This is a genomic window from Pseudomonas putida (genome assembly GCF_025905425.1).
GTDB lineage: Bacteria > Pseudomonadota > Gammaproteobacteria > Pseudomonadales > Pseudomonadaceae > Aquipseudomonas > Aquipseudomonas putida_AF.
The window spans coordinates 4,991,319-5,016,599 of the sequence record NZ_CP109603.1 but is presented as its reverse complement, the minus strand read 5'-3'; the positions used below and the strand labels follow the sequence as shown (position 1 = coordinate 5,016,599).

Here is a 25,281-nt window from a genome sequence, read left to right as displayed (position 1 = left end):
GCGTCAGTCGCCCCAATATGGGGGTGGAGATAACGGTCTACAAGGGTAGGAAGAAAGGAACTGGCGTTGTCGCCTGGTTTACGCGGTTCCAGCAGTGCCAGCGCACTGCTGAAAATACCGCAGATACAGCTTGGTGAGCTAGAGAACCGCGAAGGTTCCTTGCGCTTTGGCCACCAGTTTGTCGCCTTGAACTACGTCGGCGTCGACCACCAACGTGCGCCGCCCGGCGTGCAGCACACGGGCCGTGCACACGACCTCGCCGTCACTGACGGCGCGCATGTAGTTGATCTTGCATTCGATGGTCACGCTTTGCTGGTCGAAGCCATGGCTGGCCGAGCAGGCCAGGCCCATTGCGATGTCCACCAGGCTGAAGATCGCCCCGCCGTGCAGTTTCTGGCCACGGTTGCGCAACTGTGGCTCAAGCGCCAGGGCCACCTCGGCAACGCCTGTGTCCAGGCGTTGCAGGCGGCAGCCAAGCAGCTGGCTGAAGGCGCTTTCGACGTATTCGCGGGGGACGTCCATCACTTCTTCTTCAGCTGCTTGGCGTTGGCGAACAACGACGCCATGGCATTGTTGGCCGGGGCCGCCGAAGTGGTTTCACGCGGGCGTGGCGCTTGTTGCTGGCGGTTGCCGCCGTTGCCACGGCCGCCGCCACGGTTGCCTTCGACCTTCTCGCCTGGGGTGTCGCCCATGCGCATGGACAGGCCGACCCGTTTGCGCGGGATGTCCACTTCCATGACCTTGACCTTGACCACGTCGCCGGCCTTGACCGCTTCGCGCGGGTCTTTGACGAACTTTTCCGACAGCGCCGAGATGTGCACCAGGCCGTCCTGGTGCACGCCGATATCGACGAACGCACCGAAGTTGGTGACGTTGGTGACCACGCCTTCGAGGATCATGCCGGGCTCCAGGTCCTTGAGGTCTTCGACGCCGTCCTGGAAGGTGGCGGTCTTGAACTCAGGGCGTGGGTCGCGGCCGGGTTTGTCCAGTTCCTGGAGGATGTCGGTGACGGTCGGCAGGCCGAAGGTCTCGTCGGTGAATTTTTTCGGGTCGAGGCGCTTGAGGAAGCTGCTGTCGCCGATCAGCGAGCGGATGTCGCGGTCGGTGCCGGCCGCGATGCGCTGCACCAGCGGGTAGGCTTCAGGGTGCACGGCAGAGGCGTCGAGCGGGTTGTCACCGTTCATGACGCGGAGGAAGCCGGCGGCCTGTTCGAAGGTCTTTTCACCGAGGCGGCTGACCTTTTTCAGCGCCGCGCGGGTGGCGAACGGGCCATTGGCGTCGCGGTGCGCGACGATGTTCTGCGCGAGTGTCGCGTTGAGGCCCGAGATACGGGTCAGCAGCGCCACGGAGGCGGTGTTGACGTCCACGCCCACGGCGTTCACGCAGTCCTCGACCACCGCGTCCAGGCCACGCGCCAGCTTGAGCTGGGACACGTCATGCTGGTACTGGCCGACGCCGATGGATTTCGGGTCGATCTTCACCAGCTCGGCCAGCGGGTCCTGCAGGCGACGGGCGATGGACACGGCGCCACGGATCGACACATCCAGGTCCGGGAATTCGCGTGCGGCCAGCTCCGAGGCCGAGTACACCGAAGCGCCGGCCTCGGAGACCATCACCTTGGTGACCTTCAGGGCTGGGTACTTCTTGACCAGCTCGGCCACCAGCTTGTCGCTCTCGCGGCTGGCGGTGCCGTTGCCGATGGCAACCAGCTCCACCGAGTGCTTGGCGCACAGGGCGGCCAGCACGGAGATCGTGCGGTCCCAGTCGTTGCGCGGTGCGTGCGGGTAGACGGTGGCGGTGTCCAGCAGTTTGCCGGTGGCATCGACCACGGCGATCTTGCAGCCGGTGCGCAGGCCAGGGTCCAGGCCCAGAGTGGCGCGCGGGCCGGCCGGGGCGGCCAGCAACAGGTCGTGCAGGTTGTGGGCGAAGACGTTGATTGCCTCACCCTCGGCGTTGTCGCGCAGCTCACCGAACAGGTCGGTTTCCAGGTGGGTGTACAGCTTGACCTTCCAGGTCCAGCGCACCACCTCGGCCAGCCACTTGTCGGCCGGGCGGCTGCGGTTTTCCAGGCCGAAGTGGCCACCGATCATGACTTCGCACGGGTGCAGGGTGCCGGGCAGTTCTTCACCGACCTTCAGCGATGCGCTCAGGATACCTTCGTTGCGCCCGCGGAAAATCGCCAGGGCACGGTGCGACGGCGCGCTGCGCAGCAGTTCGTCATGGGCGAAGTAGTCGCGGAACTTGGCGCCTTCCTCTTCCTTGCCGGCCACCACGCGGGCGCTGAGTACCGACTCCTGCTTGAGGAAGTTGCGCAGCTTGTCGAGCAGGGCGGCGTCTTCGGCGAAGCGCTCCATGAGGATGTATTTCGCGCCTTCCAGCGCTGCCTTGACATCGGCCACGCCCTTTTCGGCATCGACGAAGCGTGCCGCTTCGGTTTCCGGGGTCAACTGCGGGTCGTTGAACAGGCCGTCGGCCAGCTCGCCGAGGCCGGCTTCCAGGGCGATCTGGCCCTTGGTGCGGCGCTTTTGCTTGTACGGCAGGTAGAGGTCTTCGAGGCGGGTCTTGGTGTCGGCGAGCTTGATCTCGCGGGCCAGTTCCGGGGTCAGTTTGCCCTGTTCCTCAATGCTGGACAGGATGCTGGCGCGGCGCTCGTCGAGTTCGCGCAGGTAGCGCAGGCGCTCTTCCAGGTGGCGCAGTTGGGTGTCGTCCAGGCTGCCGGTCACTTCCTTGCGGTAGCGGGCGATGAAGGGCACGGTCGAGCCTTCGTCCAACAGGCCCACGGCCGCTTCGACCTGTTGTGGGCGTACGCCCAGTTCCTCGGCGATACGGCTGTTGATGCTGTCCATGTAAACCACCTGACAATTGTGAATACGGGGGCCGCGCGCGGGCCTGGAGCCCGACGGCGCTGGATGAAAGCCGCGCATTATACCCATCGTGACTGGCTTGCGGTGATGGCGCCAAGCCAGCCTGAATGGCCCGGAACTGGCGCCGGGGGAAAAATCTGCTAACAATGCTCACGGCACGCGTTGCAATGGCTACGCCATAATGCGCGGCGATACCAGAGGAGTTATTCATGACCGGCACTGCAAACACCGCTGAAGGTGACAAGATTCTCATCGTCGACGACGATCCGGGGCTGAGCAGCCTGCTGGAACGTTTCTTCACCAGCAAGGGCTACCGTGCCCGCGCGGTGCCCAACACCGAGCAGATGGACCGCCTGCTGTCGCGCGAGGTGTTCAACCTGGTCGTGCTCGACCTGATGCTGCCGGGCGAGGACGGCCTGTCCGCGTGCAAGCGCCTGCGCCAGTCGAACAACCAAATCCCGATCATCATGCTCACCGCCAAGGGCGACGAGCTCAGCCGTATCAAGGGCCTGGAGCTGGGCGCTGACGACTACCTGGGCAAGCCGTTCAACCCTGACGAGCTGATGGCCCGGGTCAAGGCCGTGCTGCGCCGCCAGGCACCGAGCGTCCCTGGCGCCCCGGGCAGCGAGGACGAGTCGGTCACCTTCGGTGATTACGAGCTGTCCCTGGCAACCCGCGAACTCAAGCGCGGCGACGAAGTGCACATGCTCACCACCGGTGAGTTTGCCGTGCTCAAGGCCCTGGTCATGCACGCGCGTGAACCGCTGACCCGCGACAAGCTGATGAACCTGGCCCGTGGCCGTGAGTGGGATGCTTTGGAGCGTTCCATCGACGTGCAGATCTCGCGCCTGCGCCGCATGATCGAGCCGGACCCATCCAAGCCACGTTACATCCAGACGGTCTGGGGCGTGGGTTACGTCTTCGTACCGGACGGAAACGCCGGCAAATGATGCCGTGCCGTCGATGAAAACGCCGCTGTGGTTTCCGCAGAGTTTCTTCGCCCGCACGCTGTGGCTGGTGCTGATCGTCGTCCTGTTTTCCAAGGCGCTAACCCTCGTTTACCTTTTGATGAACGAGGATGTGCTGGTCGATCGTCAGTACAGCCACGGTGTGGCACTGACCTTGCGCGCCTATTGGGCTGCCGATGAAGAGAACCGCGACAAGATCGCCGAAGCAGCAGGCCTGATCCGGGTGACCGGTGCTGGTGTGCCGGAAGGCGAGCAGCATTGGCCATACAGCGAGATCTACCAGCGTCAGATGCAGGCCGAATTGGGTGAAGACACCGAAGTGCGTCTGCGCATCCATGCACCACCGGCGTTGTGGGTCAATGCGCCGAGCCTCGGCCCTGGCTGGCTCAAGGTGCCGCTGTACCCGCACCCGCTGCGGGGGCAGAAGATCTGGAACGTGCTCGGCTGGTTCCTGGCCATCGGCCTGTTGTCCACCGCGTCGGCCTGGATTTTCGTGCGCCAACTGAACCAGCCGCTCAAGCGCCTGGTGTTTGCCGCTCGGCAACTGGGTCAGGGGCGCAGCGTGCGCTTGCCGATCAGCGACACGCCCAGTGAAATGACCGAGGTCTATCGGGCGTTCAACCAGATGGCCGAGGATGTCGAACAGGCAGGGCGTGAGCGTGAGCTGATGCTGGCCGGGGTTTCCCACGACCTGCGTACACCGCTGACGCGGCTGCGCCTGTCGCTTTCGTTGCTGGACAGTGACAACGAGTTGAGCGATGACATGGTCCGCGACATCGAGGATATGGACGCGATTCTCGACCAGTTCCTGGCGTTCATCCGCGATGGGCGTGACGAGCCGGTGGAAGAGGTCGACCTGGCCGACCTGGTGCGCGAAGTGGTGGCACCGTACAACCAACCGGAAGAGCGTGTACGGCTGTGCCTTGAGCCTATCCCACCGTTCCCGCTGCGCCGGGTTTCGCTCAAGCGCATGCTGGGCAACCTGATCGGCAACGCCTTGCACCATGCCGGCAAAGGGGTAGAGGTGGCGGCCTATGTGTCGGGCGACGAGAGCGCGCCTTACGTGGTGCTCAGCGTGCTGGACCGGGGGACGGGGATCGATGAGTCGGAGCTGGAGACCATCTTCAACCCGTTCATTCGTGGGGACCGTGCCCGTGGTGGCAAGGGAACCGGGTTGGGCTTGGCGATCGTAAAACGGATCGCGGCCCAGCATGGCGGGAATGTCGAGTTGCGCAATCGGTCTGGTGGCGGGATCGAGGCGCGGGTGAGGTTGCCGTTGGGGCTTTTGTTGCCGCGTAATGCGGTGTGATCTGTAGCGGCTTCTTCGCGGGGCAAGACCGCTCCCACAGGTATTACGGTGGGAGCGGGCTTGCCCCGCGAAGAGGCCGGCAAGACCAACCCTAGCCTTTCCCCTTGGTCCGGGTCTGATTCGGCCCGCCATTCTTCTCCAGGTGCTCGATGATCATCCCGGCCACGTTCTTGCCGGTGGTCACTTCAATGCCCTCCAGCCCCGGCGATGAGTTCACCTCCATCACCAGCGGCCCATGGTTGGACCGCAGGATATCCACCCCCGCCACACTCAAGCCCATGACCTTGGCCGCACGAATCGCGGTTATCCGCTCTTCCGGCGTGATCTTGATCAGGCTGGCGACGCCGCCCCGATGCAGGTTGGAGCGAAACTCACCCGGCTTGGCCTGACGTTTCATCGAGGCAATGACCTTGTCGCCCACCACGAAGCAGCGAATGTCGGCACCGCCGGCCTCCTTGATGTACTCCTGCACCATGATGTTCTGCTTCAGGCCCATGAACGCTTCGATCACCGACTCGGCCGCCTGGGTGGTCTCGCACAGCACCACGCCAATGCCCTGAGTACCCTCCAGCACTTTGATCACCAGGGGGGCACCATTGACCATCTGGATCAAGTCCGGGATGTCGTCAGGCGAGTGGGCGAAGCCGGTGATCGGCAGGCCGATGCCGCGCCGCGACAGCAACTGCAACGAGCGCAGTTTGTCACGCGAGCGGGCGATGGCCACCGATTCGTTGAGCGGGTAGACGCCCATCATCTCGAACTGACGCAGCACTGCGCAGCCGTAGAACGTGACCGAGGCACCGATGCGCGGGATCACCGCATCGAAGCCTTCCAGCGGTTTGCCGCGGTAGTGGATCTGCGGCTTGTGGCTGGCGATGTTCATGTAGGCCCGCAGGGTATCGATCACCACCATTTCGTGGCCACGCTGGGTACCGGCTTCGACCAGGCGGCGGGTGGAATACAGACGCGGATTGCGCGACAGCACAGCGATCTTCATGCAGCACCTGTGACAGGGGAAAGGGTGGCCGCAAAGGCCGGTTTGTCTTGTACGTACTTCAGGCCAGGGTTGACCACCAACTGGCCGTGAATAAGTGCCTTGGAGCCGAGCAACAGGCGGTAACGCATTTCTTTGCGACAGGCCAGGGTGAACTCTACTTCCCACACGCTATCGCCCAGCGCCAGCGACGTGCGAATCACGTAGCGGGCTTGGGCGTGGCCATTGGAGCTCTTGATGGTCTTCATGGTCACCAGCGGGGCTTCGCAACGGCGGTGACGCAACTGCACCACCGAGCCCAGGTGCGCGGTAAAACGCACCCAGGGCTGGCCGTCACGCTCGAACGGCTCCACCTCGGTAGCGTGCAGGCTGGAGGTGCTGGCGCCGGTGTCGATCTTGGCGCGCAGCCCGGCGACGCCAAGGTCGGGCAGGGCCACCCACTCGCGCAGGCCGATCACAGTCAAATGGTCAAATGTCTTCACGAAACGCGCCCTGGGGATAAGGTGGTGAACTGTAAGCACGGCGTGGACTTTTTGCATCCGCAAGATACGGTAGTACAGTTCGATTAAAGACAGAATTCGAGGTAACGGGATGGCACATAAGGCGGAAGAAGACGACAAGGTTCGCCTGGACAAATGGCTGTGGGCGGCGCGGTTTTACAAAACCCGGGCGCTGGCCAAGGCGGCCATCGAAAGCGGCAAGGTGCACTGCCGGGGTGAACGCTGCAAGCCCGGCAAGGAACCCAGGGTGGGGGATGAATTTGTCCTGCGTACCGGGTTTGACGAGCGCACGGTAGTGGTCAAGGCGCTGTCGGTGGTGCGGCGTGGGGCGCCCGAGGCGCAAGCGCTGTATGCCGAGACGGAAGAAAGCGTACGCCGTCGTGAGCAGGCTGCCGAGATGCGCAAGGCCGGAGCGATGGGCGTGACCACCGATGGCCGGCCAAACAAGAAGCAGCGGCGGCAGATTCACCAACTGCACGGTAGCTTTGACTGAACAGGGGCAAGACAAATGTGCGAGCGGGCTTGCCCCGCGAATGGGCCGCAAAGCGGCCCCCGCTGTTAGCGAACCACCGCCAATCTGCCGACCAACGGTAACCTGGCTGCCAAAGCAAACACCGGCGCTGTCCAGCGCAGCAACGCCGCGCTGCCTTTGGCCGCCAAAGGCGTATAGCAGCTCCACCCCAAGGCCAGTATCGCCATCAGCAACCCGCCGATGTAGTCATCCTGGCCCCAATGGGCGCCTGCCACCAAGCGCGGCAACATGAACACGACCGCCAGCGCCCAGACCACCAGGTAGTGCACCAGGCGGCGGCTGAACAGGCTCATGAACAACGCCCAGATCAGCAGCACCGAGGCGTGATCGCCCGGGAAACTCTTGCTGGAGCGGTCCTTGAGTTCCCAGGCAGCTTCCAGCTTGGGGTAGTAGTCGCTGAGGTGCACGACGCCGTCGAAGATCATCGACGGGCTCTTGTGTTGCCACCCTGCGGCATCCACCCACTTGGAAAACAGCGCGCGAATCACCACTAATAGGATCAGGGTGACCAAAAAGCCGAAAAAGGCCTCACGCACCTGGCAGGCTTTGAACACCCAGTTGCCACGGATCAGCACTGTCAGAAGGATCAGCCCGACCACAATGTCGAACGGGCGCAGGCTGCCAAGGGTCCAGATATAGCGCCAGGTGGTGTTGTCGGCCAGCGGCGCATTGAGGCTTTGGAACAGCCACTCGTCGAAAGTCAGGCACAGGATCTGGCCAATAGGCCATAACCAGAAACACAGTAGAGCGATGGGCAGCAGCGTGCAGGCTGCCAATGGCCCGAAGGACCACCTTGCTTGGAACAGTGGTCGATTGTCCATAAGATACCTCTATTGCCAACAGAAATCGGAGCGCCTTGTGAGCGCTCTCCCACGGGCTTCGCAACTGTTTCGAAATCCCGTGTAACCATTTTGTCATCATTTTCAGATAGCCAGAACCTATGAGCGAATTGCCGGATACCGATTTCACCCAACGTTTCCTCTTCGACGACCGCGACATCCGCGGTGAGTGGGTGGGGCTCGACCGCAGCTATGCCGAAGTGCTGGCGCGCCACCCGTACCCCCAACCTGTGGCATCGCTGCTCGGTGAATTGATGGCCGCCACCGCATTGCTGGTGGGCGCCCTGAAGTTCGACGGCCTGCTGATCCTGCAGGCGCGCTCCCATGGGCCGATCCCGTTGCTGATGGTGGAGTGCTCGGGCGACCGTGAGATTCGCGGCGTGGCCCGTTACGAAGCCGATCAGATTCCTGCCGATGCGACATTGGCGCAGCTGATGCCCGACGGCCACCTGACCCTGACCATCGACCCGGTCAAAGGCCAGCGCTACCAGGGCACCGTCGACCTGGACGGCACCAACCTGTCGGAATGCTTCACCAACTACTTCGTTCAGTCGCAGCAGCTCAATACCCGTTTCTGGCTCGATGCCAAAGATGGCAAGGCGCGCGGCCTGCTGTTGCAGCAGTTGCCGGTAGACCGCCAACGCGACGAAGAAGAACGCGCCGAGAGCTGGCAGCACGTGACGGCCCTCGCCAGTACGCTCAAGGGCGAAGAGTGGGTGCTGGGCAACGAGACCCTGCTGCATCGCCTCTACCATGAAGACGCTGTGCGCCTGTTCGATATTGAGCCACTGCGCTTCCGCTGCAGTTGCTCGCGCGAGCGTTCCGGCAATGCGCTGGTCAGCCTCGGCGAGCACGACGCCAAGCAGTTGGTTGAAGAGTGTGGCGGCACGGTAGAAATCGATTGCCAGTTCTGCAACGAGCGCTACTTCTTCGATGCTGGCGATGTGGCGCAACTGTTTGCCGGTGGCGGTACAGACACGGCGTCAGAAACTCGCAACTGAAACGTTTAATTGCAGGGAAATCTCCTGTCGAATTGCGCAAAAGCGCGGTTACGACAGGAGGGGCCTACTTTTTTTGGGCGTTTCTGGCATAATCCGGCCACTTTTTTCGCTGTAGTAGTTTTTTACAGACAACTACAAAACGTTTGGAGCACTCGGCCTCGGGCCGGATGGGGTATCTCATGACGCAAGCCAACAACACCGTGTACACCGACCTGAGCGTCGATGAGCTGGTAAAAGAAGCGCTGCAACGCGGTGAAGGCGTACTAGCCGATACCGGCGCACTGGTCGTTGAGACTGGGCACCGTACAGGCCGTTCGCCGGCTGACCGTTTCATCGTCGAAGAACCTTCCACTCAGGACGCTATTGCCTGGGGCCCGATCAACCGCAAGTTCCCGGCCGACAAGTTCGATGCCCTGTGGGACCGCGTCGAGGCGTTCAACAACGCCCAGGATCACTTCGTTTCCTACGTTCACGTAGGCGCTGCCGCCGAGCACTACCTGCCGGTGAAGATGACCACCCAGACTGCCTGGCAGAACCTGTTTGGCCGTTGCCTGTTCATCAACCCTGAGCAGTTCAACCCGGCTGGCCGTGACCAGTGGCAGGTTCTCAACGTTGCCAACTTCGTGTGCGAACCTGAGCGTGACGGCACCAACTCCGACGGCTGCGTGATCATCAACTTCGCCCAGAAGAAGGTACTGATCGCTGGCATGCGTTACGCCGGTGAAATGAAGAAAGCCATGTTCTCGGTGCAGAACTTCCTGCTGCCGGCTGCCGACGTGCTGCCAATGCACTGCGCCGCCAACATCGGCGAAGCAGGCGATGTGACCCTGTTCTTCGGCCTGTCCGGCACCGGCAAGACCACCCTGTCGGCCGACGAAAGCCGTTACCTGATCGGTGACGACGAGCACGGTTGGGGCGAAGGTGTTGTCTTCAACATTGAAGGCGGCTGCTACGCCAAGTGCATCGACCTGTCCGAGAAGAACGAGCCGGTCATCTGGAAAGCCATCAAGCATGGCGCAGTACTGGAAAACGTCGTCCTCGACGCCAACAAGCACGCCGACTACACCGACGTCAGCCTGACCCAGAACAGCCGTGCGGCCTACCCGCTGGAGCACGTTGCCAAGCGTTCCGAAAAGAACCTGGGCGGCGAGCCTAACGCGGTCATCTTCCTGACCTGCGACCTGACCGGTGTTCTGCCTCCGGTATCGATCCTGAACAACGAACAGGCTGCCTACCACTTCCTGTCCGGCTACACCGCGCTGGTGGGTTCCACCGAAATGGGTTCGGGCGGCGGCATCAAGTCGACCTTCTCCACCTGCTTCGGCGCGCCGTTCTTCCCGCGCCCGGCTGGCGAGTACGCCGAGCTGCTGATCAAGCGCATCAACGGCTTCAACTCCAAGGTCTACCTGGTCAACACCGGCTGGACTGGCGGTGGCTACGGCGTTGGCAAGCGTTTCAGCATCCCGACCACCCGTGCCGTGATCGCTGCGATCCAGAGCGGTGCTCTGGTAGGTGCCGAGACCGAGCACTTGGACATCATCAACCTGGACGTGCCAAAAGCCGTTGCGGGTGTCGAGACCGAACTGCTCAACCCGCGCACCAACTGGGCTGACAAAGCGGCTTACGACGAAGCTGCAAAAGGCCTGGCCAAGCTGTTCATCGAGAACTTCAAGAAATTCGAAGTTTCCGACGCGATCAAGGCTGCTGGTCCACAGCTGTAAGCTGCTAGCAGTTGCTACGACAGAGCCGCCCTAAGGGCGGCTTTTTCGTATGTGAGTCAAGGCCATTTTTGCCGTGCATGCAGAATTCGAATGATTTCAACGCACTCACCCGAGACGCGGTAAATCATCACACAGTTGGGCCGTACCACGATTTCTCGTGTCTTTGGGTACCTACCCTCTTTGTACAGGGAAGGATTGTGGGCAGCGCGCCTGGCTTTCTCCCTGAAGGATTCGTCCAGCATGATGGCTGCTTCAGGGTTATCTTGCGCAATATGGTCCATGATGCGTAAACGGTCTTTACGTGCCATCTGACGCCATACCAGGCGCATCAGCGGATATTGGCCCTGAGCGCAGCGCGGTGTGCGGCGAACAGTCGTTCCGCTTCTTCATCCTCCATGAGCGGTGAAGTATCGTTCAGGCTTGCCTCGACCTGTTCGGTAAACCAAGCCTCATAGGCTGCGGCCTCATGGGCTTTTTTGAGGGCCTGGGCACGATCAGGCCGTTGATACGTACTCGTTTGGCCAGGATCAAACGTGGATGCATCAACCTCAAAATGCTCGATACCCAGATCGAGCAGGTAAGTCACCAGGGTTTCGAATTTCTTGAACAGCCTCACGTTGCCGCTGCGTTGGGCGGTCAGAATGTGTTCCTGCTGATTGATATCAACCTGGATGGCCCAGCCTCCCGGCTGGCCCACGATGTGAGTGGCGTTGATTCGTCCTGCTTCAGCCAATCGGCTCAGGTTGGCATGATCTAACTGATGAGTGGGCACGGGTGTTTTTCTCGGTTTCATCGGGATAAACCATGCTATGCAATCTATAGTTGATTGCGACTATATGCCTTCCGATATTGTTGTGGGAAGCTTCCTTCTGGTGTCACCAACTGTGGATAACTAATGACCGAATCTCCTCAGCGTTCCTCGTTCACCCACTTCCACCCCATCCTCACCCGCCCGCAGGACAACGATCACAACGGCCATATCGCCGGTGCCACTGTGCATGGCTTTTTCGAAACCGCCATCCAGGCCTTTCTGGTGGAGCAAGCCGAATTCGACCTGCGCGAAGGTGAGCTGGCGGCGTTCGTGGTCAGTTCGGCTGCGGACTTCTTCGCCCTGCCGGGTTTTCCGGATGTGCTTGAGGTAGGCCTGGGCGTGACGCGCCTGGCGGGCAGCACGGTGGAGTACCGGTTGGCCCTGTATCGCCCAGGCGAAGCGGATGCTTGTGCGGCGGGGACGGTGGTGCAGGTGTTCATCCAGCGCGCAAGTGGCCGGCCTGTACCGTTGCCTGAGACGCTGCAGGTAGTCCTCGCCGGCCTTCAGCTCGACCCACAGGCATAAAAAAGCCCCGCCGGTCTGGGCGGGGCTTTTGCTGCCAGGGCTGGGCCCTCAGGCATCAGTCGCGCCAGTGGCGCTTGTGCTTGCGGTGGCCGTAATGGTGACCGCGATCGTAGTGACGACGGTCGTCGTAGCTGCGACGGTAGCGGCGATCGTCATGACGCTCGTCTTCGTCGGCCTTGTTGCCCATGTAGTTACCCAGTGCGCCACCGGCACCACCGCCGGCTGCTGCGCCAATGTAGCTACCGGTGGTGCCGCCCACGGAGCGACCGACCACGTTACCGCCCGCAGCGCCCAGCGCGCCACCGATGGCGGCCTCGCCACGCTGGCGTTTGTCGGCACCCAGGGCACCGCCGGCCGCACCGCCCAGGCCAGCACCAATGGCGCCGCCTGTGCTACCACCGATGGAGTTGCCCACCACGGAGCCGAGTACCCCACCCAATGCGCCGCCAATGCCGGCCTCGGTATTGCCACCGGCCATGGCAACGCCGCTGAGCAAGCTGAAAGACAACAACAGAATCGAGGAGTACTTCTTCATCAAGAGAGCCTCATAGGGATGACGAGGCGAATTTGAGGCTCTGGAGGGCGGCTGGCAATGAAAATCCGACGAGTAGCACGAGTTGTACACAATTCTCTAAGTTACTGTATTTGCTGTGAAACTTAATCGATTTTCGGCTGTCAGAGGTACTTATGACAAAGCCCTGAACCGTTACGGAACAGGGCTTTTTTCGTTTTTAGCGGTGCTGCTCCCGGCGCTTTCGCGGGCAAGCCCGCTCCCACACCATTGGCCCAATGCTCAAGCCTTGTGGAGTACCTGTGGGAGCGGGCTTGCCCGCGAAGAACCCAACACTTTTCTACAGAATGCGCCCGTCGTCCCGCGCCCGCTCAAGCTTGATGGCAATGAACTTGGACGTCGGCGTATGGCTGCCATCGCCAATGCTCTCAAGCGGCACCAGCGGGTTCACCTCTGGGTAGTAAGCCGCCGCCTGCCCGGCGGGGATATCGAAGGCCAGCAAGGTGAAACCGTGCACCCGGCGCACATGCTCATCCCCCCACAACGATACGATGTCGACCTTCTGCCCTGGCTGGAAGCCGAGGCGGACAATGTCGGCCTCGTTGACGAACAGCACCTCGCGCTGGCCACGCACGCCCCGATAACGGTCATCCAGGCCATAGATGGTGGTGTTGTACTGATCGTGCGAACGCATCGACTGCATGACCAGGTCGGGCAATTGGCCGCTGGCCCGCACCCGTTCATCCAGCAAGGTGTCCGGTAGTTGGTTGGCCTTGAAGTTGGCGCGTCCGGTGCTGGTCTTCCATTCGCGGTTGGCGGCGCTGTTGCCCAGATAGAAGCCGCCCGGTTCACGCAGGCGTTCGTTGAAGCCGCTGAAGCCGGGGAGGGTGTCGCCGATCAGGTCGCGGATACGGTCGTAATCAGCCACCAACCAGTGCCAGTCGACCGGCTGCTTGCCCAGGGTGGCGGCAGCGATGCCAGCAACCACTGCGGGCTCCGAGCGCATTTGCGTCGACAGCGGCTTCAACTGGCCGTTGGACGCGTGGACCATGCTGAACGAGTCTTCCACGGTGACCGCCTGTGGGCCGTCGGCCTGCAGGTCGATGTCGGTACGGCCCAGGCACGGCAGGATCAATGCCTGCTTGCCATGGATCAGGTGGCTGCGGTTGAGTTTGGTGCTGATGTGCACGGTCAGCTCGCAGTTGCGCAGCGCTTGGGCGGTACGCTCGGTGTCTGGGGTGGCTTGGGCGAAGTTGCCGCCCAGGCCGATGAACACCTTGGCGCGGCCGTCGAGCATGGCGTGGATCGCTTCGACGGTGTTGTGGCCGTTGTGCCGCGGCACGGGGAACTGGAAGCGTTTTTCAAGCGCATCGAGCAGCGCCACCGGCGGGCGCTCGTTGATGCCCATGGTGCGGTCGCCCTGGACGTTGCTGTGGCCACGCACCGGGCACAGGCCGGCACCTGGCGCGCCGATGTTGCCACGCAGCATCTGCAGGTTGACGATTTCCTGAATGGTCGGCACCGAGTGGCGATGCTGAGTGATGCCCATCGCCCAGCACATGATCACTCGCTTGCCCCGGCAATACATGCGCGCGGCCAGCTCGATGTCGGCCAGGGTCAGGCCGGATTGTGCCTGGATGTGCGCCCATGAAGTGGCATCCACCACGGCCAGGTATTCATCGACGCCGTGACCATGCTCGGCAATGAAAGCGTGATCGAAGACCGCAGGCTCGCCCTTGGCCTGGGCTTCACGCTCCCACTGCAGGACGAACTTGGCCATGCCACGCAGTAGCGCCATGTCGCCGCCAAGGGCCGGGCGGAAGAACGCGGTGTTGGTCGGCCGGTCGCTGTTGGTCAACATCTCCAGCGGGTTCTGCGGGTGCTGGAAGCGCTCCAGGCCACGCTCTTTCAGCGGGTTGACGCACACCACCTGGGCGCCGCGCTTTACCGCATCGCGCAGCGGGTCGAGCATGCGCGGGTGGTTGGTGCCTGGGTTCTGGCCCCAGACGAAGATGGCATCGGCATGCTCGAAATCGTCGTAGGTGACCGTGCCCTTGCCGACGCCGATGCTCTGCCCCAGGGCCACGCCGCTGGCTTCGTGGCACATGTTCGAGCAGTCGGGGAAGTTGTTGGTGCCGTAGGCCCGCACGAACAGCTGATAGAGGTAAGCGGCTTCGTTGCTGGCACGGCCCGAGGTGTAGAACTCGGCCTGGTCAGGGGTGGCGAGGTTGTTCAGTTCGCGGGCGATCAGGGCAAAGGCTGCCTCCCAGCTGATGGGCTGATAGCGGTCGCGTTGTGCGTCGTAGACCATCGGCTCGGTCAGGCGCCCCTGGTACTCCAGCCAGTAATCGCTTTGCTCGCGCAGCGTGCTGACGCTGTAGCGGGCGAAGAAGGCAGCGTCCACACGGCGCTTGGTGGCTTCCCAGTTGACCGCCTTGGCGCCGTTCTCGCAGAACTTGACCATGCCGCTTTCCGGCGAATCGCCCCAGGCGCAGCCGGGGCAGTCGAAGCCGCCATTCTGGTTGGTCTTGAGCAGGGCGCGAATGTTCTTCAGCGCGTTATCGCTGCTGACCCAGGCCTTGGCCACACTGCGTAACGCACCCCAGCCTCCGGCCGGGCCGTGGTAGGGCTTGTAGCGAGGGGAGGAGGCTGGGGCGTTGTCCGGAAGGTGCTGGTACGAGGTCACGGCTGTTACGACTCCGCCGCTGGGCTGTAGACCCGCGGTGCGCTGTGTTTGGGCAGGTGGATGAGGTTGAGGTTGTGCTTGCGTGCCCATTGCAGCGCAAGGCCGGTGGGCGCCGAGAGGCTGACCAGGGTCTGGATGCCGGCACGCAGGACCTTCTGGATCAGCTCCAGGCTGCAGCGGCTGGTGACGATGGCCAGGCCGCCGGCACTGTCGATGCCTTGGCGCAGCAGGGCACCGATCAGTTTGTCGAGGGCGTTGTGCCGGCCGATGTCTTCGCGGCCAAGCAGCAGCTCGCCGTTGCGGTCCATGAACAGCGCCGCATGCACCGCGCCGCAATGCTGGCCAAGCGGCTGGAAGGCGTCGATGCGCTGACGTAGGCCAGCCAGCCAGTGCGCGGGTGGCAGCGGCGCGCCGGGCAGTTCGGCAAGCTCGGGCAGTGCCTGTTCCAGGGCCTCGACCCCACACAGGCCGCAGCCGCTGGTGCCGGCCAGTTGGCGGCGCTGGTTTTTCAGGTTCCAGAAGGCGCGGCTGGAGATTTCCAGGTCGGCGTACATTGCCGAACCGCTGCCGGAAAGCTTGAGGTCATAGATTTCGTCGGTGCTTTCGACAATCCCGCTGCCAACGCTGAAACCCACCGCAAAGTCTTCCAGGTCGGTAGGGCTGACCAGCATCACGGCCTGGTTGAGGCCGTTGAAGGCGATGGCCAGGGCCACCTCTTCGGCCAGGGGCGTGCTGGCGCGCTCGGCGTCGCTGAGCTGGACGTAATCGTAAGTGTTGCTGGCGGCGGGCAAGGCCAAAGGCGATGAGGCCGCGCAGACCGGAGGTTTGCTGTTCATCGGGGCTGGCTACCGGCGGCGATTTGATAGCCCAAGCCTAGGCCTGTGGGCCGGTCACGTCTAATCGCTAGGGTCTATGCCGTGATAGACCGCGTCGATTGGTCGCAGTGGGGCAGGTCGGTCAATCCTGGCCTAGACTCCTGGCTCCGAGGTTTTATCGACAAGGAGAACGCAATGAGCCTGTTCAGTTTTGTGAAGGAAGCCGGCGAGAAGTTGATCGACCTGCTGACCCCCGGTAATGCCAATGCCGAGGAGCAGCTGAAGAAACACGTGCAAGACGTTGGCCTGGGCAACCCGAACATCACCGCCACGGTAGAGGGCGACAAGATCATCCTCACGGGTGAAGTGGCCAGCCAGGAGGAGAAAGAGAAGATCATTCTGGCGGCGGGCAACATCAGTGGTGTGGCCAGCGTTGATGATCAGATCACCGTAACAGGGCCGGTCGTTCAGGCTGCGCGGTTCGTTACCGTGAAAAAGGGTGACACGCTGTCAGCCATTGCCGTCGTCGTGTATGGCAACGCCGGCCAGTACAACAAGATCTTCGAGGCTAACAAGCCGATGCTCAAGCACCCGGACAAGATCTACCCGGGGCAGGTGCTGCGGATTCCGGACTGATAGATCGCTATAGGCTGTGCCGGCCTCTTCGCGGGGCAAGCCCGCTCCCACAGGTATCCCGCAACACTGCAGTATGGCGGGATACCTGTGGGAGCGGGCTTGCCCCGCGAAAAGGGCCCTCACAGGCCAGCCAGTAAATCCCGGTAATCCTCAACCGCCGCAAATTCCTGGGTGTCGCGAGGGGCCGCCTGGCTGTCCGGCTGGCGCACCGCCAGCAAATGCCCCACGCCAAACTGCTGGGCACTGCGCAGGATCGCCAGTGTGTCGTCGATAAACAGGCTGCGTCCCGGATCGAAGCCGATATCCGCCTGCAACGCATCCCAGAACTGCGGGCTTTCCTTCGGATAACCATAGTCATGCGAGCTGATCAGCCGTTCGAAGTACGGCGCCAGCTCCACCCGCTCAAGCTTGAGCGACAACGAGTCACGATGGGCATTGGTGATCATCACCACGCGTTTGCCTGCCTGGCGGATAGCGGCCAGGAAGGTGTCGGCGTCCGGGCGCAGGGCGATCAAGTCGGCGATCTCGCGTTTGAGCTCACGAATCGGCAGCTTCAGCTCACGGCTCCAGAAGTCCAGGCAGTACCAGTTGAGCGTGCCGGCATTGCGCTCGAACAGGGGCTGCAGCTCCAGTTCCGCCATGGCCCGGCTCACGCCATGCAGCTCGGCATAGCGTTGGGGGAGGTGGTCCAGCCAGAAACGGTTGTCGTAGTGCAGGTCGAGCAGCGTGCCGTCCATGTCCAGCAGGACGGTATCGATGGCAGACCAGGGAAGAACAGGCATGGGAAACTCTCGTTCAGTCGGCTAGCCACGGTATAGTAACCCGTTCACGCCAAGGAGCTGCCCCATGCGCCAGAAACCCACCGTCCTCAACCGCGAAATCGTTGCCAGCAGCCGCTTGTTCCGCGTCGAGGCCGTGCAACTGCGCTTCAGTAACGGCGCCGAGCGCACGTATGAACGCCTGGTCGGCCGGGGCAATGGTTACGGCGCGGTGATGATCGTGGCCATGCTCGACGCTGAGCATGCCGTGCTGGTCGAGGAGTACTGCGGTGGTACTGACGAGTACGAGCTGTCTTTGCCCAAGGGGCTGATCGAGCCGGGTGAAGACGTGCTGGCGGCAGCGGACCGTGAGCTCAAGGAAGAAGCCGGTTTTGGCGCGCGGCAGCTGGAGCACCTGACCGAGCTGTCGTTGTCGCCGGGCTACATGAGCCAGAAGATCCAGGTGGTGCTGGCGACCGAGCTGTATGAAGAACACCTTGAGGGCGATGAGCCAGAGCCCATGCGAGTCGACAAGGTCAACCTGCGCGAGCTGTCGGCCCTGGCCATGCACCCGCAATTCACCGAGGGCCGTGCCCTGGCGGCGCTGTACCTGGCCCGCGACCTGCTGATCCAGCGGGGGCTGCTGGAGCTATGAACGACCTGCAACTGATGCACGAAGTGGTCAAGCTGGCCCATCGGGCGGGCGAGGCGATTCTGCCGTTCTGGCGTGCCGACGTGGCCGTGGCCAACAAGGCCGATGACTCCCCGGTGACCGCCGCAGACCTGGCAGCCCACCGGATCATCGCCGATGGCTTGCTGGCGCTGGCGCCGCAGATCCCGGTGCTGTCCGAGGAGGACTGCGACATTTCGCTGGCCGAGCGCCAGAGCTGGAGCCGCTGGTGGTTGGTCGACCCGCTGGACGGCACCAAAGAATTCATAGCGGGCAGTGAAGAGTTCACGGTCAACATTGCGCTGATCGAAAACGGTGAGGTGGTGTTTGGTGTGGTTTCGATGCCGACCAACGGGCGCTGCTACTTTGGTGGGCGCCAGTTGGGTGCCTGGCGTGCCGAGGCGGGCGAAGCTGCCCAGCCGATCCAGGTACGCATCGCACCGCCTGGCGATGGCCGTTTCACCGTGGTCGCCAGCCGTCGCCATTCCAGCCCGGAGCAAGAGGCGCTGTTGGCTGGGCTAGGGGCTGCGGTGGGTGACCTGCAGCTGGCCAGTATCGGCAGCTCGCTGAAGTTTTGCCTGCTGGCCGAAGGCAGCGCCGATTGTTATCCGCGCCTGGCGCCGACGTCGCAGTGGGATACCGCCGCTGCACAGGGTGTGGTCGAAGGTGCTGGTGGCGAGGTGATCGGGCTGGATGGCCAGCCGTTCCGCTACCCGGCGCGTGAATCCCTGCTCAACCCCTTCTTCCTGGCATTGCCCAGCGCAGCCACCTGGCGCCAAGCCTTGATCGACCTGGCGCGCACTTTGTAGAGACTCAAGTAACACGTAGCTTAACGACTAAGCAGGGAGCAACTGTCTTGCTCAAAATCTAAAATTCTGCGCGATCACTGTGGGAGCGGGCTTGCCCGCGAACACGGGCGAAGCCCGTGCCATCCAACGCGTCGCTTGCTTCGCGGGCAAGCCCGCTCCCACAGGTAATGCACCAATTATTAGACATTGAGCAAGACAGTTGCCCCCACAATGACCAAAGGGCTGGGCGATCACCTACAGAACAAGCTAGCGGTGCAGCACGTACTGCCCGCTGAATCTCACGGCAGGCGCGTCGCTACCGGCATTGCTGACGGTGGTTTCCAGCGTCAAACGCGCCCGACCACGGCGCTGGTACATTGTCACGAAGCGCGCCCAGGTCTTCTCATCCGGCGCCGCACAGCGAGCCACCGCGGCACCTGTGACCGGCAGCGGGTAACTGATCTGCCCCTCCTGGATGACGATATGCCCGTCATCGATGCCCAGCTCGCGCAAGCGCAGGTGCAGCCACCCCCAACCCACCAGCACTGCGGCGCAGTACAAGCTGCCGCCGAACATGGTGCTCTTGTGGTTGACGTTGGCTGCCAGCGGCAGTTGCAGGCGCAGGGTGTGCTGCTGCCAGTCGATGACCTCCAGGCCCATTTCGCGGGTCAGGGGGATATCGCTGTGCAGTACGGACTGCAAATACTGGCTGTCGGTGTTCATGGACGGTTGTCCTCCTGGTCGTCGTGGCCGCCGCTGCCGCCTTCAAAACTGAGGCTGTGTTTACGCAGCTTGTCATGCAGGGTCTTGCGGGGAATGCCCAGCGCCTCGGCCAGGCTGCGCATGGAGCTATGCGGCTGGGCGAGCTCGGCTGCAATCAGCGAGCGCTCGAACTGTTCGACCTGCTCGCTGAGGTTGCCGGTCAATACCGCCGCTGTTGGCGTTGCCGCTGCCGGCGCCTGGCCGTCGAGGGCCAGCTCCAGGCCAAGGGCGAAGCGTTCGGCGACGTTCTGCAGCTCGCGCACATTGCCTGGCCAGTCGTGGCGCAGCAGCAAGGCGCGCTGTGCCGGCTGCAGGGTGTGCGGCGCCAAGCCGTGACGCTGGCTGGCTGCATCGGCGAAGTGCTGGAACAACACCAGGATGTCGTCACCGCGCTCACGCAGCGGGGGGATGCGCAGCGGCGCCACGTTCAGGCGGTAATACAGGTCGGCACGGAAGCGCCCCTGGTCGGCGGACTGGCGCAGGTCTTCCTTGGTGGCGGCAATGATGCGGATATCCAGCGGGATCAGCTGGTTGCCACCCAGGCGCTCGACCACTCGCTCCTGCAGCATGCGCAGCAGTTTGACCTGCACATCCAGGCTCATGCTCTCGATTTCGTCGAGGAACAGCGTGCCGCCATTGGCGAACTCGAACTTGCCGATACGCCGCTTCTGCGCCCCGGTGAAGGCGCCGGGTTCATGGCCAAACAGCTCGCTCTCGACCACTGATTCGGCCAGTGCCCCAGCGTTGATGGCCACGAAGGGCCCCTCGCGGCGGCTGGACAAGTCATGCAGGGCGCGGGCCACCACTTCTTTGCCCGCGCCGGTTTCACCCAGAATCAGCACATCGGCGCGGGTGCCGGCCAGGGCGCCGATCTGCTCGCGCAGGCGCAGCATTGCCGGCGACTGGCCCACCAGGCGGGTGGCCAGTTGCTGGCGGTCGCTCAAGGCCAGGCGCAGGCTGCGGTTGTCCAGCACCAGGCGACGCAGGGCCAGGGCACGGCGCACGCTGTCGAGCAGGGCGTCGCTGGCGAACGGCTTTTCGAGAAAGTCATAGGCACCGGCGCGCATGGCCTGTACTGCTAGCGGCACATCGCCGTGGCCGGTAATCAGCAGCACGGGCAGTTCGCTGTCGCGACCGTGCAGTTGCTCCAGCAGCTGTAGGCCATCGATGCCAGGCATGCGGATGTCGCTGACCACCACACCGGGCCAGTCAGCTTCGATACGCTCGGCCAGGCCTTGGGCATCGGCCAGCGCCACCACCTTGAGCCCGGCAAGGTCCAGGGTCTGGCTCAGGGCCTGGCGCAGGTGCGGGTCGTCGTCGACCAGAATGACCTGGGCTTGGCTGTCGATCAGTGTCTCGGGGGTCATGCCGAGGGGTCCTCCGAATTGGGCAGGGTAGCGCCGGGTGCGGCCACGCGCAGTTGCAGGGTGAGCAAGGCGCCGCCTTCAGGGTGGTTGGCCAGCAGCAGTTCGCCGCCAAGGGCGCGCATCAGGCTTTCGCAGATGGCCAGCCCCAGGCCCAGACCCTGGGTACGGGTCTTGGTGGTGAAGAACGGTTCCTTGGCATGCTCCAGCGCCTGGCGGCTGAAACCCGGGCCGTTGTCGCGAATGTACAGGTAGACGTAGCCATCGCGCTGTTCGGCACTCAGCCAGAGGCGGCGCGGGTTGGCTTTTTCGGTGAGGGCGTCGAGGGCGTTGGCCAGCAGGTTGCCGAGCACCTGGCGCAGTCGGGTTTCACCCGCCTGTACCCACAAGGTGGCCTCCGGCAGGTCGCGGATCAGCTCAACGGCCATCGCTCGGCGGCGCTTGGCTAGCAGCGCCAGGGCGTCGTCCAGCGCCGGCTGCAGGGCCACGCTTTCCGGGGCGTGGCGGTCGCGGCGGGCGAAGGCGCGCAGGTGGGCGATGATCGAGGCCATGCGCCCGGTCAGCTCACCGATCAGCTTGAGGTTGCCACGGGCGTCATCGGTGCGCTGGTGGTCGAGCAGGATCTCGGCGTTCTCGGCGTAGCTGCGGATGGCCGCCAGCGGCTGGTTGAGCTCGTGGCTGATACTCGCCGACATGGTGCCCAGCACCGACAGCTTGCCGGCCTGGACCAGTTCGTCCTGGGCCCGCACCGCTTCCTGCTGGGCATTTTCACGGTCGAGCACGGCACGCTTGAGGCGGGTGTTGAGGCCTTCGAGGTCGGCGGTGCGTTCGGCCACGCGTTTTTCCAGCTCCTGGCGGCCGCGGGCCTCGAAGTCGATGCGGTCGATGTAGTGACGCCGCCGTTGCATCACCAGGCCGGCCAGCAGCACCAGCACCAGCAGCGTGCCGGCGCCGATGGCCATCACGGTCTGCACCGAGCGGTCGACCAGGATGCGCGGGGCGAGGATGCTGACCTGCCAGCCGGTTTCCTTGATGTCGCGGGTCTGGGTGATCCACGCATCGTGGTTGAGCTGCAGCGGTTGCGGGGCCTGGGTCGGGTACGGCTGGATGGCGATGATCGCCTGGCGCTCGGCCTCGGTCAGTGCACGGGTGGCGCGGAAGCGCCAGTCCGGCCGAGAGGTGAGGATCACCACGCCGTTATGGTCGGTCAGCAACAGTTGCTCTGGGGTGCGGCCCCACAGGGTTTCGGTGTGGTCCAAGTCGACCTTGACCACCAGCACGCCCACGATCCGCTCGCGGTCGCGCACGGCGGCGGCGAAGAAGTAGCCACGCTTGGCCGAGGTGGTGCCCTGGCCGAAGAAGCGCCCCAGGTGGCCGGCCATGGCCTCGTTGAAGTAGGGGCGGAAGGCGAAGTTGCGACCGACGAAGCTGTCGTGCTTGTCCCAGTTGGAGGCGGCCAGGGTATTGCCGCTGACGTCCATCAGGTACATCACCTCGGCACCGGTCTGCTGGACGATGTCCTTGAGCAGGCGGTTGGCGTTGGTCACCGCTTCCAGGCGGAACGGGTCGGCCAGCACACCGCGCAGCGCCGGCAGGTCGCCGAGGATCTGCGGCAGGGTTTCGTAGCGGTGCAGGGTGCCTAGCAGGTTGGCGACATACAGGTCGAGGGTCTGGCGGTTCTGTGAGGCCAGTTCTTCCTGATAGTAGCGCTCGGCCAGGTGATGCAGCGGCCACAGGAGTGGGATCAGGCACAGGGTCAGCAGGGCCAGGCTGCGCCAGCGGGGACGGCGTGGAGGCGTGGGTTTTGCGATCATCACGTAAGTGCGCCAGAAAAGTCTGACGCAATTATGCGCTACTTGAGGCAGTCGATCAGCGCCTGCTGCCAGTGTGGCGGACGATGATCGTCAGGGCAGCAACTGCGCCTCGCTCAGCGCTACACCGACCTTGTCCTTTTCCGACAACACCGGCGGCCCTTCGAGTTGCCAGTCGATGGCAAGCTGCGGATCGTCCCAACGGATGCAACGGTCGGCGCCAGGGTTGTAGTAGTCAGTGGTCTTGTAGAGAAACTCGGCCGAGTCGCTGACCACCGAGAAACCGTGGGCGAACCCAGGTGGAATCCACAGTTGCCGATGATTATCGGCCGACAGGTGCACCGCAACCCACTTGCCGAACGTGGGCGAGCGCTTGCGTACATCCACGGCAATGTCGCGTATCTCGCCCTGTACCACGCGCACCAGTTTGCCCTGGGTGTTTTCCACCTGGTAGTGCAGGCCGCGCAGCACGCCCTTGATGGAGCGCGAGTGGTTGTCCTGGACGAAGTCCAAGGTGACGCCGGTCTGCTTCGCGAATTCGCGGGCGTTGAAGGCTTCGAAGAAAAAGCCACGGCTGTCACCGTACACCGTCGGCTCGATGATCAGTACGTCAGGGATCTCGGTGGGAATGATGTTCATGCCGACTCGTTAGCCAGGTTGATAGTCATGCAAGCAGCCTAGCTCGTCGGCTAGGGTGGTGGCAGACAAATATCACTGCGGTGAGCTATGCGTTATGGAGTACATCGATTGTTATCGGTATATTCGGCGTGATACTGTTTGTTTTCTGTAAGCCGTGGTTAAAATGCCGATAAATATCGGTTATAAAAGTGCCTCACCCCTACTCATCGACCAACGCCCCAGCGCACATCGGCTCAGGGCCTACGCAGAGGTTCACCATGAAAACCCTCAATTCTACCCCCCGTGCCGACGGCTTTCACATGCCCGCTGAATGGGCGCCGCAGACCCAGGTTTGGATGGTCTGGCCGGAGCGTTCGGACAACTGGCGCCTGGGTGGCAAACCGGCGCAGGCTGCCCATGTGACACTGGCCAAAGCCATCGCCCGTTTTGAGCCGGTGACCGTGGGCGTTTCCGCAGGCCAATACGAAAACGCCCGTCGCCAACTCGACCTGCCGAACATCCGCGTCGTGGAAATCAGCAATGACGATGCCTGGGTGCGCGACACCGGCCCTACCTTCGTCATCAACGATCATGGCGAAGTACGCGGCGTTGACTGGGGCTTTAATGCCTGGGGCGGTTTCGATGGCGGCCTCTACGCGCCATGGAACCGTGACGAGGAGCTGGCCGCCAAGGTCCTGGAAATGGAGCGCTGCCAGCGCTACCAGACCGAAGGCTTCGTGCTGGAAGGTGGCTCGATCCACGTGGACGGCGAAGGTACCGTGATCACCACCGAGGAATGCCTGCTCAACCGTAACCGCAACCCGCACCTGGGCCGCGAGCAGATCGAAGCGGTACTGCGCGAGCACCTGGCGGTCGATACCGTGGTCTGGCTGCCGGACGGCCTGTACAACGACGAAACCGACGGCCACGTCGACAACTTCTGCTGTTACGTGCGCCCAGGCGAAGTGTTACTGGCCTGGACCGATGATTCCAACGACCCCAACTACGCACGCTGCCACGCCGCCCTGGAGGTGCTGAAAAACACCCGCGACGCCAAAGGCCGTGAGTTCGTGGTGCACAAGATGCCGATTCCGGGCCCACTGTTTGCCACTGCCGAAGAGTGTGACGGTGTCGATCAGGTGGCCGGCAGCCAAGAGCGCGACCCATCGGTGCGCCTGGCTGGATCGTACGTGAACTTCCTGATCGTCAACGGCGGCATCATCGCGCCGAGCTTCGATGACCCGGCCGATGCCCAGGCCAGAGCGATCCTGGCCAAGATCTTCCCGGATCACGAAGTGGTGATGATCCCTGGCCGTGAGTTGCTGCTGGGGGGCGGCAACATCCATTGCCTGACCCAGCAGCAACCGGCACCGGTCAAGCGCTGAAGCCACCCTGAACGAAGAGGCCTGTCATGTGACGGGCCTTTTTTTTCAGGCGACCTCCGGCGGCGTGTTTGGCATACGTTTTGTATTGTTTTTCAAATAGATAGCTCGGCTTGGCGGGGCTCTCGGATCTGTAACAATACCTACGTAAATTAGCCGCTCACGGGCAAGGGAGTACGTGTAGAAATGAACGCAGCAAGTGAGTCGGCTTTGTGCCCATCGGCAGTGAACCACCCATCGCTCGAGGTTCTGGCGCAGTGGTTGAAGCACCATGGAAACATTCAGGTCAGGACGACCGACCCACGACGTCTGCTTGCCGGGCGATACCCCCAAGGGCTGATCAGCGAAGCGGAGATGCAGGCGCTGATGGCGGTGTGGCACTGACATTATCGGGGTAGCCTGCACCGGTCCTGACA

At 63.0% G+C, this 25,281-nt stretch carries 26 protein-coding genes; 11 read left to right on the top strand and 15 right to left on the bottom strand.

Going from position 1 to position 25,281, the window contains the following annotated elements:
• Positions 1-138: 138 nt before the first annotated feature.
• On the bottom strand, positions 139-522 hold the full coding sequence (locus tag OGV19_RS22670; protein WP_264310726.1) for a PaaI family thioesterase: 384 nt from the start codon (positions 520-522) through the stop codon (positions 139-141).
• Positions 522-2,846 carry a Tex family protein gene (locus OGV19_RS22665; RefSeq protein WP_264310725.1) on the bottom strand — a complete coding sequence of 775 codons (2,325 nt, stop codon included), beginning with the start codon at positions 2,844-2,846 and terminating at the stop codon, positions 522-524. The genes OGV19_RS22670 and OGV19_RS22665 overlap by 1 nt, the downstream gene beginning before the upstream one ends.
• A 227-nt stretch (positions 2,847-3,073) precedes the next feature.
• Here OGV19_RS22665 and ompR point away from each other — a divergent pair, with 227 nt between their 5' ends.
• Both ompR and OGV19_RS22655 read left to right on the top strand, forming a co-directional pair.
• The gene (gene ompR / locus OGV19_RS22660) at positions 3,074-3,814 is read left to right on the top strand and encodes an osmolarity response regulator transcription factor OmpR (protein WP_027595187.1); all 741 of its coding nucleotides are present in this window, start codon (positions 3,074-3,076) and stop codon (positions 3,812-3,814) included.
• 13 nt (positions 3,815-3,827) lie between these two features.
• Complete coding sequence (locus OGV19_RS22655; protein ID WP_264310724.1) at positions 3,828-5,141, top strand: ATP-binding protein; 1,314 nt, start codon at positions 3,828-3,830, stop codon at positions 5,139-5,141.
• Between the two features lie 91 nt (positions 5,142-5,232).
• Here OGV19_RS22655 and rimK read toward each other — a convergent pair whose 3' ends face one another.
• Together rimK and OGV19_RS22645 are read right to left on the bottom strand one after the other, a co-directional pair.
• Positions 5,233-6,138: a 30S ribosomal protein S6--L-glutamate ligase gene (gene rimK / locus OGV19_RS22650; RefSeq protein ID WP_012316721.1), complete on the bottom strand. Its 906-nt coding sequence runs from the start codon at positions 6,136-6,138 to the stop codon at positions 5,233-5,235.
• Positions 6,135-6,617 (bottom strand): retropepsin-like aspartic endopeptidase RimB, encoded by a 483-nt coding sequence (locus OGV19_RS22645; protein ID WP_264310723.1) that lies wholly within the window; start codon positions 6,615-6,617, stop codon positions 6,135-6,137. The genes rimK and OGV19_RS22645 overlap by 4 nt, the downstream gene beginning before the upstream one ends.
• A gap of 109 nt (positions 6,618-6,726) precedes the next feature.
• Between OGV19_RS22645 and OGV19_RS22640 the strand changes: the two genes are divergently transcribed.
• The gene (locus OGV19_RS22640) at positions 6,727-7,128 is read left to right on the top strand and encodes an Hsp15 family ribosome-associated heat shock protein (protein ID WP_027595190.1); all 402 of its coding nucleotides are present in this window, start codon (positions 6,727-6,729) and stop codon (positions 7,126-7,128) included.
• Positions 7,129-7,193: 65 nt separating this feature from the next.
• Here OGV19_RS22640 and OGV19_RS22635 read toward each other — a convergent pair whose 3' ends face one another.
• The gene (locus OGV19_RS22635) at positions 7,194-7,988 is read right to left on the bottom strand and encodes a phosphatase PAP2 family protein (RefSeq protein WP_264310722.1); all 795 of its coding nucleotides are present in this window, start codon (positions 7,986-7,988) and stop codon (positions 7,194-7,196) included.
• Positions 7,989-8,107: 119 nt separating this feature from the next.
• Between OGV19_RS22635 and hslO the strand changes: the two genes are divergently transcribed.
• Positions 8,108-9,007: an Hsp33 family molecular chaperone HslO gene (hslO, locus tag OGV19_RS22630; protein ID WP_264310721.1), complete on the top strand. Its 900-nt coding sequence runs from the start codon at positions 8,108-8,110 to the stop codon at positions 9,005-9,007.
• Positions 9,008-9,186: 179 nt separating this feature from the next.
• Positions 9,187-10,728 carry a phosphoenolpyruvate carboxykinase gene (locus OGV19_RS22625; protein WP_264310720.1) on the top strand — a complete coding sequence of 514 codons (1,542 nt, stop codon included), beginning with the start codon at positions 9,187-9,189 and terminating at the stop codon, positions 10,726-10,728.
• Positions 10,729-10,784: 56 nt separating this feature from the next.
• Here the strand turns inward: OGV19_RS22625 and OGV19_RS22620 are convergent, their stop codons facing one another.
• Both OGV19_RS22620 and OGV19_RS22615 read right to left on the bottom strand, forming a co-directional pair.
• On the bottom strand, positions 10,785-11,057 hold the full coding sequence (locus OGV19_RS22620) for a type II toxin-antitoxin system RelE/ParE family toxin (protein ID WP_264310719.1): 273 nt from the start codon (positions 11,055-11,057) through the stop codon (positions 10,785-10,787).
• The gene (locus tag OGV19_RS22615; RefSeq protein ID WP_264310718.1) at positions 11,057-11,521 is read right to left on the bottom strand and encodes a ParC-related protein; all 465 of its coding nucleotides are present in this window, start codon (positions 11,519-11,521) and stop codon (positions 11,057-11,059) included. The genes OGV19_RS22620 and OGV19_RS22615 overlap by 1 nt, the downstream gene beginning before the upstream one ends.
• A 102-nt stretch (positions 11,522-11,623) precedes the next feature.
• Between OGV19_RS22615 and OGV19_RS22610 the strand changes: the two genes are divergently transcribed.
• The gene (locus OGV19_RS22610) at positions 11,624-12,064 is read left to right on the top strand and encodes an acyl-CoA thioesterase (protein WP_264310717.1); all 441 of its coding nucleotides are present in this window, start codon (positions 11,624-11,626) and stop codon (positions 12,062-12,064) included.
• Positions 12,065-12,119: 55 nt separating this feature from the next.
• Here the strand turns inward: OGV19_RS22610 and OGV19_RS22605 are convergent, their stop codons facing one another.
• The 3 genes from OGV19_RS22605 to fdhD all read right to left on the bottom strand — a co-directional run bounded on the left by OGV19_RS22605 (position 12,120) and on the right by fdhD (position 16,097).
• Positions 12,120-12,599, bottom strand: coding sequence for a glycine zipper domain-containing protein (locus OGV19_RS22605; protein ID WP_027595195.1), 480 nt, complete (start codon positions 12,597-12,599; stop codon positions 12,120-12,122).
• A 316-nt stretch (positions 12,600-12,915) separates the two neighbouring features.
• Positions 12,916-15,261: an FdhF/YdeP family oxidoreductase gene (locus OGV19_RS22600; protein ID WP_264310716.1), complete on the bottom strand. Its 2,346-nt coding sequence runs from the start codon at positions 15,259-15,261 to the stop codon at positions 12,916-12,918.
• Between the two features lie 5 nt (positions 15,262-15,266).
• Positions 15,267-16,097, bottom strand: a complete 831-nt coding sequence (gene fdhD / locus OGV19_RS22595) for a formate dehydrogenase accessory sulfurtransferase FdhD (protein ID WP_264310715.1) — start codon at positions 16,095-16,097, stop codon at positions 15,267-15,269.
• A gap of 174 nt (positions 16,098-16,271) precedes the next feature.
• Here fdhD and lysM point away from each other — a divergent pair, with 174 nt between their 5' ends.
• Positions 16,272-16,712, top strand: coding sequence for a peptidoglycan-binding protein LysM (gene lysM, locus OGV19_RS22590; protein WP_264310714.1), 441 nt, complete (start codon positions 16,272-16,274; stop codon positions 16,710-16,712).
• 119 nt (positions 16,713-16,831) lie between these two features.
• Here the strand turns inward: lysM and yrfG are convergent, their stop codons facing one another.
• Positions 16,832-17,494 carry a GMP/IMP nucleotidase gene (gene yrfG / locus OGV19_RS22585; RefSeq protein ID WP_264310713.1) on the bottom strand — a complete coding sequence of 221 codons (663 nt, stop codon included), beginning with the start codon at positions 17,492-17,494 and terminating at the stop codon, positions 16,832-16,834.
• Positions 17,495-17,558: 64 nt separating this feature from the next.
• Here yrfG and nudE point away from each other — a divergent pair, with 64 nt between their 5' ends.
• On the top strand, positions 17,559-18,125 hold the full coding sequence (gene nudE / locus OGV19_RS22580) for an ADP compounds hydrolase NudE (protein WP_264310712.1): 567 nt from the start codon (positions 17,559-17,561) through the stop codon (positions 18,123-18,125).
• A complete protein-coding gene (gene cysQ, locus OGV19_RS22575; RefSeq protein ID WP_264310711.1) occupies positions 18,122-18,949 on the top strand; it encodes a 3'(2'),5'-bisphosphate nucleotidase CysQ in 828 nt (275 codons plus the stop codon). Before nudE ends, cysQ begins: the two co-directional genes overlap by 4 nt.
• 246 nt (positions 18,950-19,195) lie before the next feature.
• Here cysQ and OGV19_RS22570 read toward each other — a convergent pair whose 3' ends face one another.
• The 4 genes from OGV19_RS22570 to rfbC all read right to left on the bottom strand — a co-directional run bounded on the left by OGV19_RS22570 (position 19,196) and on the right by rfbC (position 23,504).
• Positions 19,196-19,651, bottom strand: coding sequence for a thioesterase domain-containing protein (locus OGV19_RS22570; RefSeq protein WP_264310710.1), 456 nt, complete (start codon positions 19,649-19,651; stop codon positions 19,196-19,198).
• A complete protein-coding gene (locus OGV19_RS22565) occupies positions 19,648-21,057 on the bottom strand; it encodes a sigma-54-dependent transcriptional regulator (RefSeq protein WP_264310709.1) in 1,410 nt (469 codons plus the stop codon). The genes OGV19_RS22570 and OGV19_RS22565 overlap by 4 nt, the downstream gene beginning before the upstream one ends.
• Positions 21,054-22,868, bottom strand: coding sequence for a sensor histidine kinase (locus OGV19_RS22560; protein WP_264310708.1), 1,815 nt, complete (start codon positions 22,866-22,868; stop codon positions 21,054-21,056). The genes OGV19_RS22565 and OGV19_RS22560 overlap by 4 nt, the downstream gene beginning before the upstream one ends.
• Positions 22,869-22,958: 90 nt before the next feature.
• A complete protein-coding gene (gene rfbC, locus OGV19_RS22555; protein WP_264310707.1) occupies positions 22,959-23,504 on the bottom strand; it encodes a dTDP-4-dehydrorhamnose 3,5-epimerase in 546 nt (181 codons plus the stop codon).
• 257 nt (positions 23,505-23,761) lie between these two features.
• Between rfbC and aguA the strand changes: the two genes are divergently transcribed.
• Together aguA and OGV19_RS22545 are read left to right on the top strand one after the other, a co-directional pair.
• Positions 23,762-24,868 (top strand): agmatine deiminase, encoded by a 1,107-nt coding sequence (aguA, locus tag OGV19_RS22550; protein ID WP_264310706.1) that lies wholly within the window; start codon positions 23,762-23,764, stop codon positions 24,866-24,868.
• 183 nt (positions 24,869-25,051) lie between these two features.
• Positions 25,052-25,249: a hypothetical protein gene (locus OGV19_RS22545; protein ID WP_264310705.1), complete on the top strand. Its 198-nt coding sequence runs from the start codon at positions 25,052-25,054 to the stop codon at positions 25,247-25,249.
• The last annotated feature ends 32 nt before the right edge of the window (positions 25,250-25,281 follow it).

What these genes read in the sequence shown, in the direction of transcription:
- OGV19_RS22670 (WP_264310726.1), bottom strand. Translation starts at nt 522, where the DNA reads ATGGACGTCCCCCGCGAATACGTCGAAAGCGCCTTCAGCCAGCTGCTT.
- OGV19_RS22665 (WP_264310725.1), bottom strand. Translation starts at nt 2,846, where the DNA reads ATGGACAGCATCAACAGCCGTATCGCCGAGGAACTGGGCGTACGCCCA.
- ompR (WP_027595187.1), top strand. Translation starts at nt 3,074, where the DNA reads ATGACCGGCACTGCAAACACCGCTGAAGGTGACAAGATTCTCATCGTC.
- OGV19_RS22655 (WP_264310724.1), top strand. Translation starts at nt 3,828, where the DNA reads ATGAAAACGCCGCTGTGGTTTCCGCAGAGTTTCTTCGCCCGCACGCTG.
- rimK (WP_012316721.1), bottom strand. Translation starts at nt 6,138, where the DNA reads ATGAAGATCGCTGTGCTGTCGCGCAATCCGCGTCTGTATTCCACCCGC.
- OGV19_RS22640 (WP_027595190.1), top strand. Translation starts at nt 6,727, where the DNA reads ATGGCACATAAGGCGGAAGAAGACGACAAGGTTCGCCTGGACAAATGG.
- OGV19_RS22635 (WP_264310722.1), bottom strand. Translation starts at nt 7,988, where the DNA reads ATGGACAATCGACCACTGTTCCAAGCAAGGTGGTCCTTCGGGCCATTG.
- hslO (WP_264310721.1), top strand. Translation starts at nt 8,108, where the DNA reads ATGAGCGAATTGCCGGATACCGATTTCACCCAACGTTTCCTCTTCGAC.
- OGV19_RS22625 (WP_264310720.1), top strand. Translation starts at nt 9,187, where the DNA reads ATGACGCAAGCCAACAACACCGTGTACACCGACCTGAGCGTCGATGAG.
- OGV19_RS22620 (WP_264310719.1), bottom strand. Translation starts at nt 11,057, where the DNA reads ATGCGCCTGGTATGGCGTCAGATGGCACGTAAAGACCGTTTACGCATC.
- OGV19_RS22615 (WP_264310718.1), bottom strand. Translation starts at nt 11,521, where the DNA reads ATGAAACCGAGAAAAACACCCGTGCCCACTCATCAGTTAGATCATGCC.
- OGV19_RS22610 (WP_264310717.1), top strand. Translation starts at nt 11,624, where the DNA reads ATGACCGAATCTCCTCAGCGTTCCTCGTTCACCCACTTCCACCCCATC.
- OGV19_RS22605 (WP_027595195.1), bottom strand. Translation starts at nt 12,599, where the DNA reads ATGAAGAAGTACTCCTCGATTCTGTTGTTGTCTTTCAGCTTGCTCAGC.
- fdhD (WP_264310715.1), bottom strand. Translation starts at nt 16,097, where the DNA reads ATGAACAGCAAACCTCCGGTCTGCGCGGCCTCATCGCCTTTGGCCTTG.
- lysM (WP_264310714.1), top strand. Translation starts at nt 16,272, where the DNA reads ATGAGCCTGTTCAGTTTTGTGAAGGAAGCCGGCGAGAAGTTGATCGAC.
- yrfG (WP_264310713.1), bottom strand. Translation starts at nt 17,494, where the DNA reads ATGCCTGTTCTTCCCTGGTCTGCCATCGATACCGTCCTGCTGGACATG.
- nudE (WP_264310712.1), top strand. Translation starts at nt 17,559, where the DNA reads ATGCGCCAGAAACCCACCGTCCTCAACCGCGAAATCGTTGCCAGCAGC.
- cysQ (WP_264310711.1), top strand. Translation starts at nt 18,122, where the DNA reads ATGAACGACCTGCAACTGATGCACGAAGTGGTCAAGCTGGCCCATCGG.
- OGV19_RS22570 (WP_264310710.1), bottom strand. Translation starts at nt 19,651, where the DNA reads ATGAACACCGACAGCCAGTATTTGCAGTCCGTACTGCACAGCGATATC.
- OGV19_RS22565 (WP_264310709.1), bottom strand. Translation starts at nt 21,057, where the DNA reads ATGACCCCCGAGACACTGATCGACAGCCAAGCCCAGGTCATTCTGGTC.
- OGV19_RS22560 (WP_264310708.1), bottom strand. Translation starts at nt 22,868, where the DNA reads ATGATCGCAAAACCCACGCCTCCACGCCGTCCCCGCTGGCGCAGCCTG.
- rfbC (WP_264310707.1), bottom strand. Translation starts at nt 23,504, where the DNA reads ATGAACATCATTCCCACCGAGATCCCTGACGTACTGATCATCGAGCCG.
- aguA (WP_264310706.1), top strand. Translation starts at nt 23,762, where the DNA reads ATGAAAACCCTCAATTCTACCCCCCGTGCCGACGGCTTTCACATGCCC.
- OGV19_RS22545 (WP_264310705.1), top strand. Translation starts at nt 25,052, where the DNA reads ATGAACGCAGCAAGTGAGTCGGCTTTGTGCCCATCGGCAGTGAACCAC.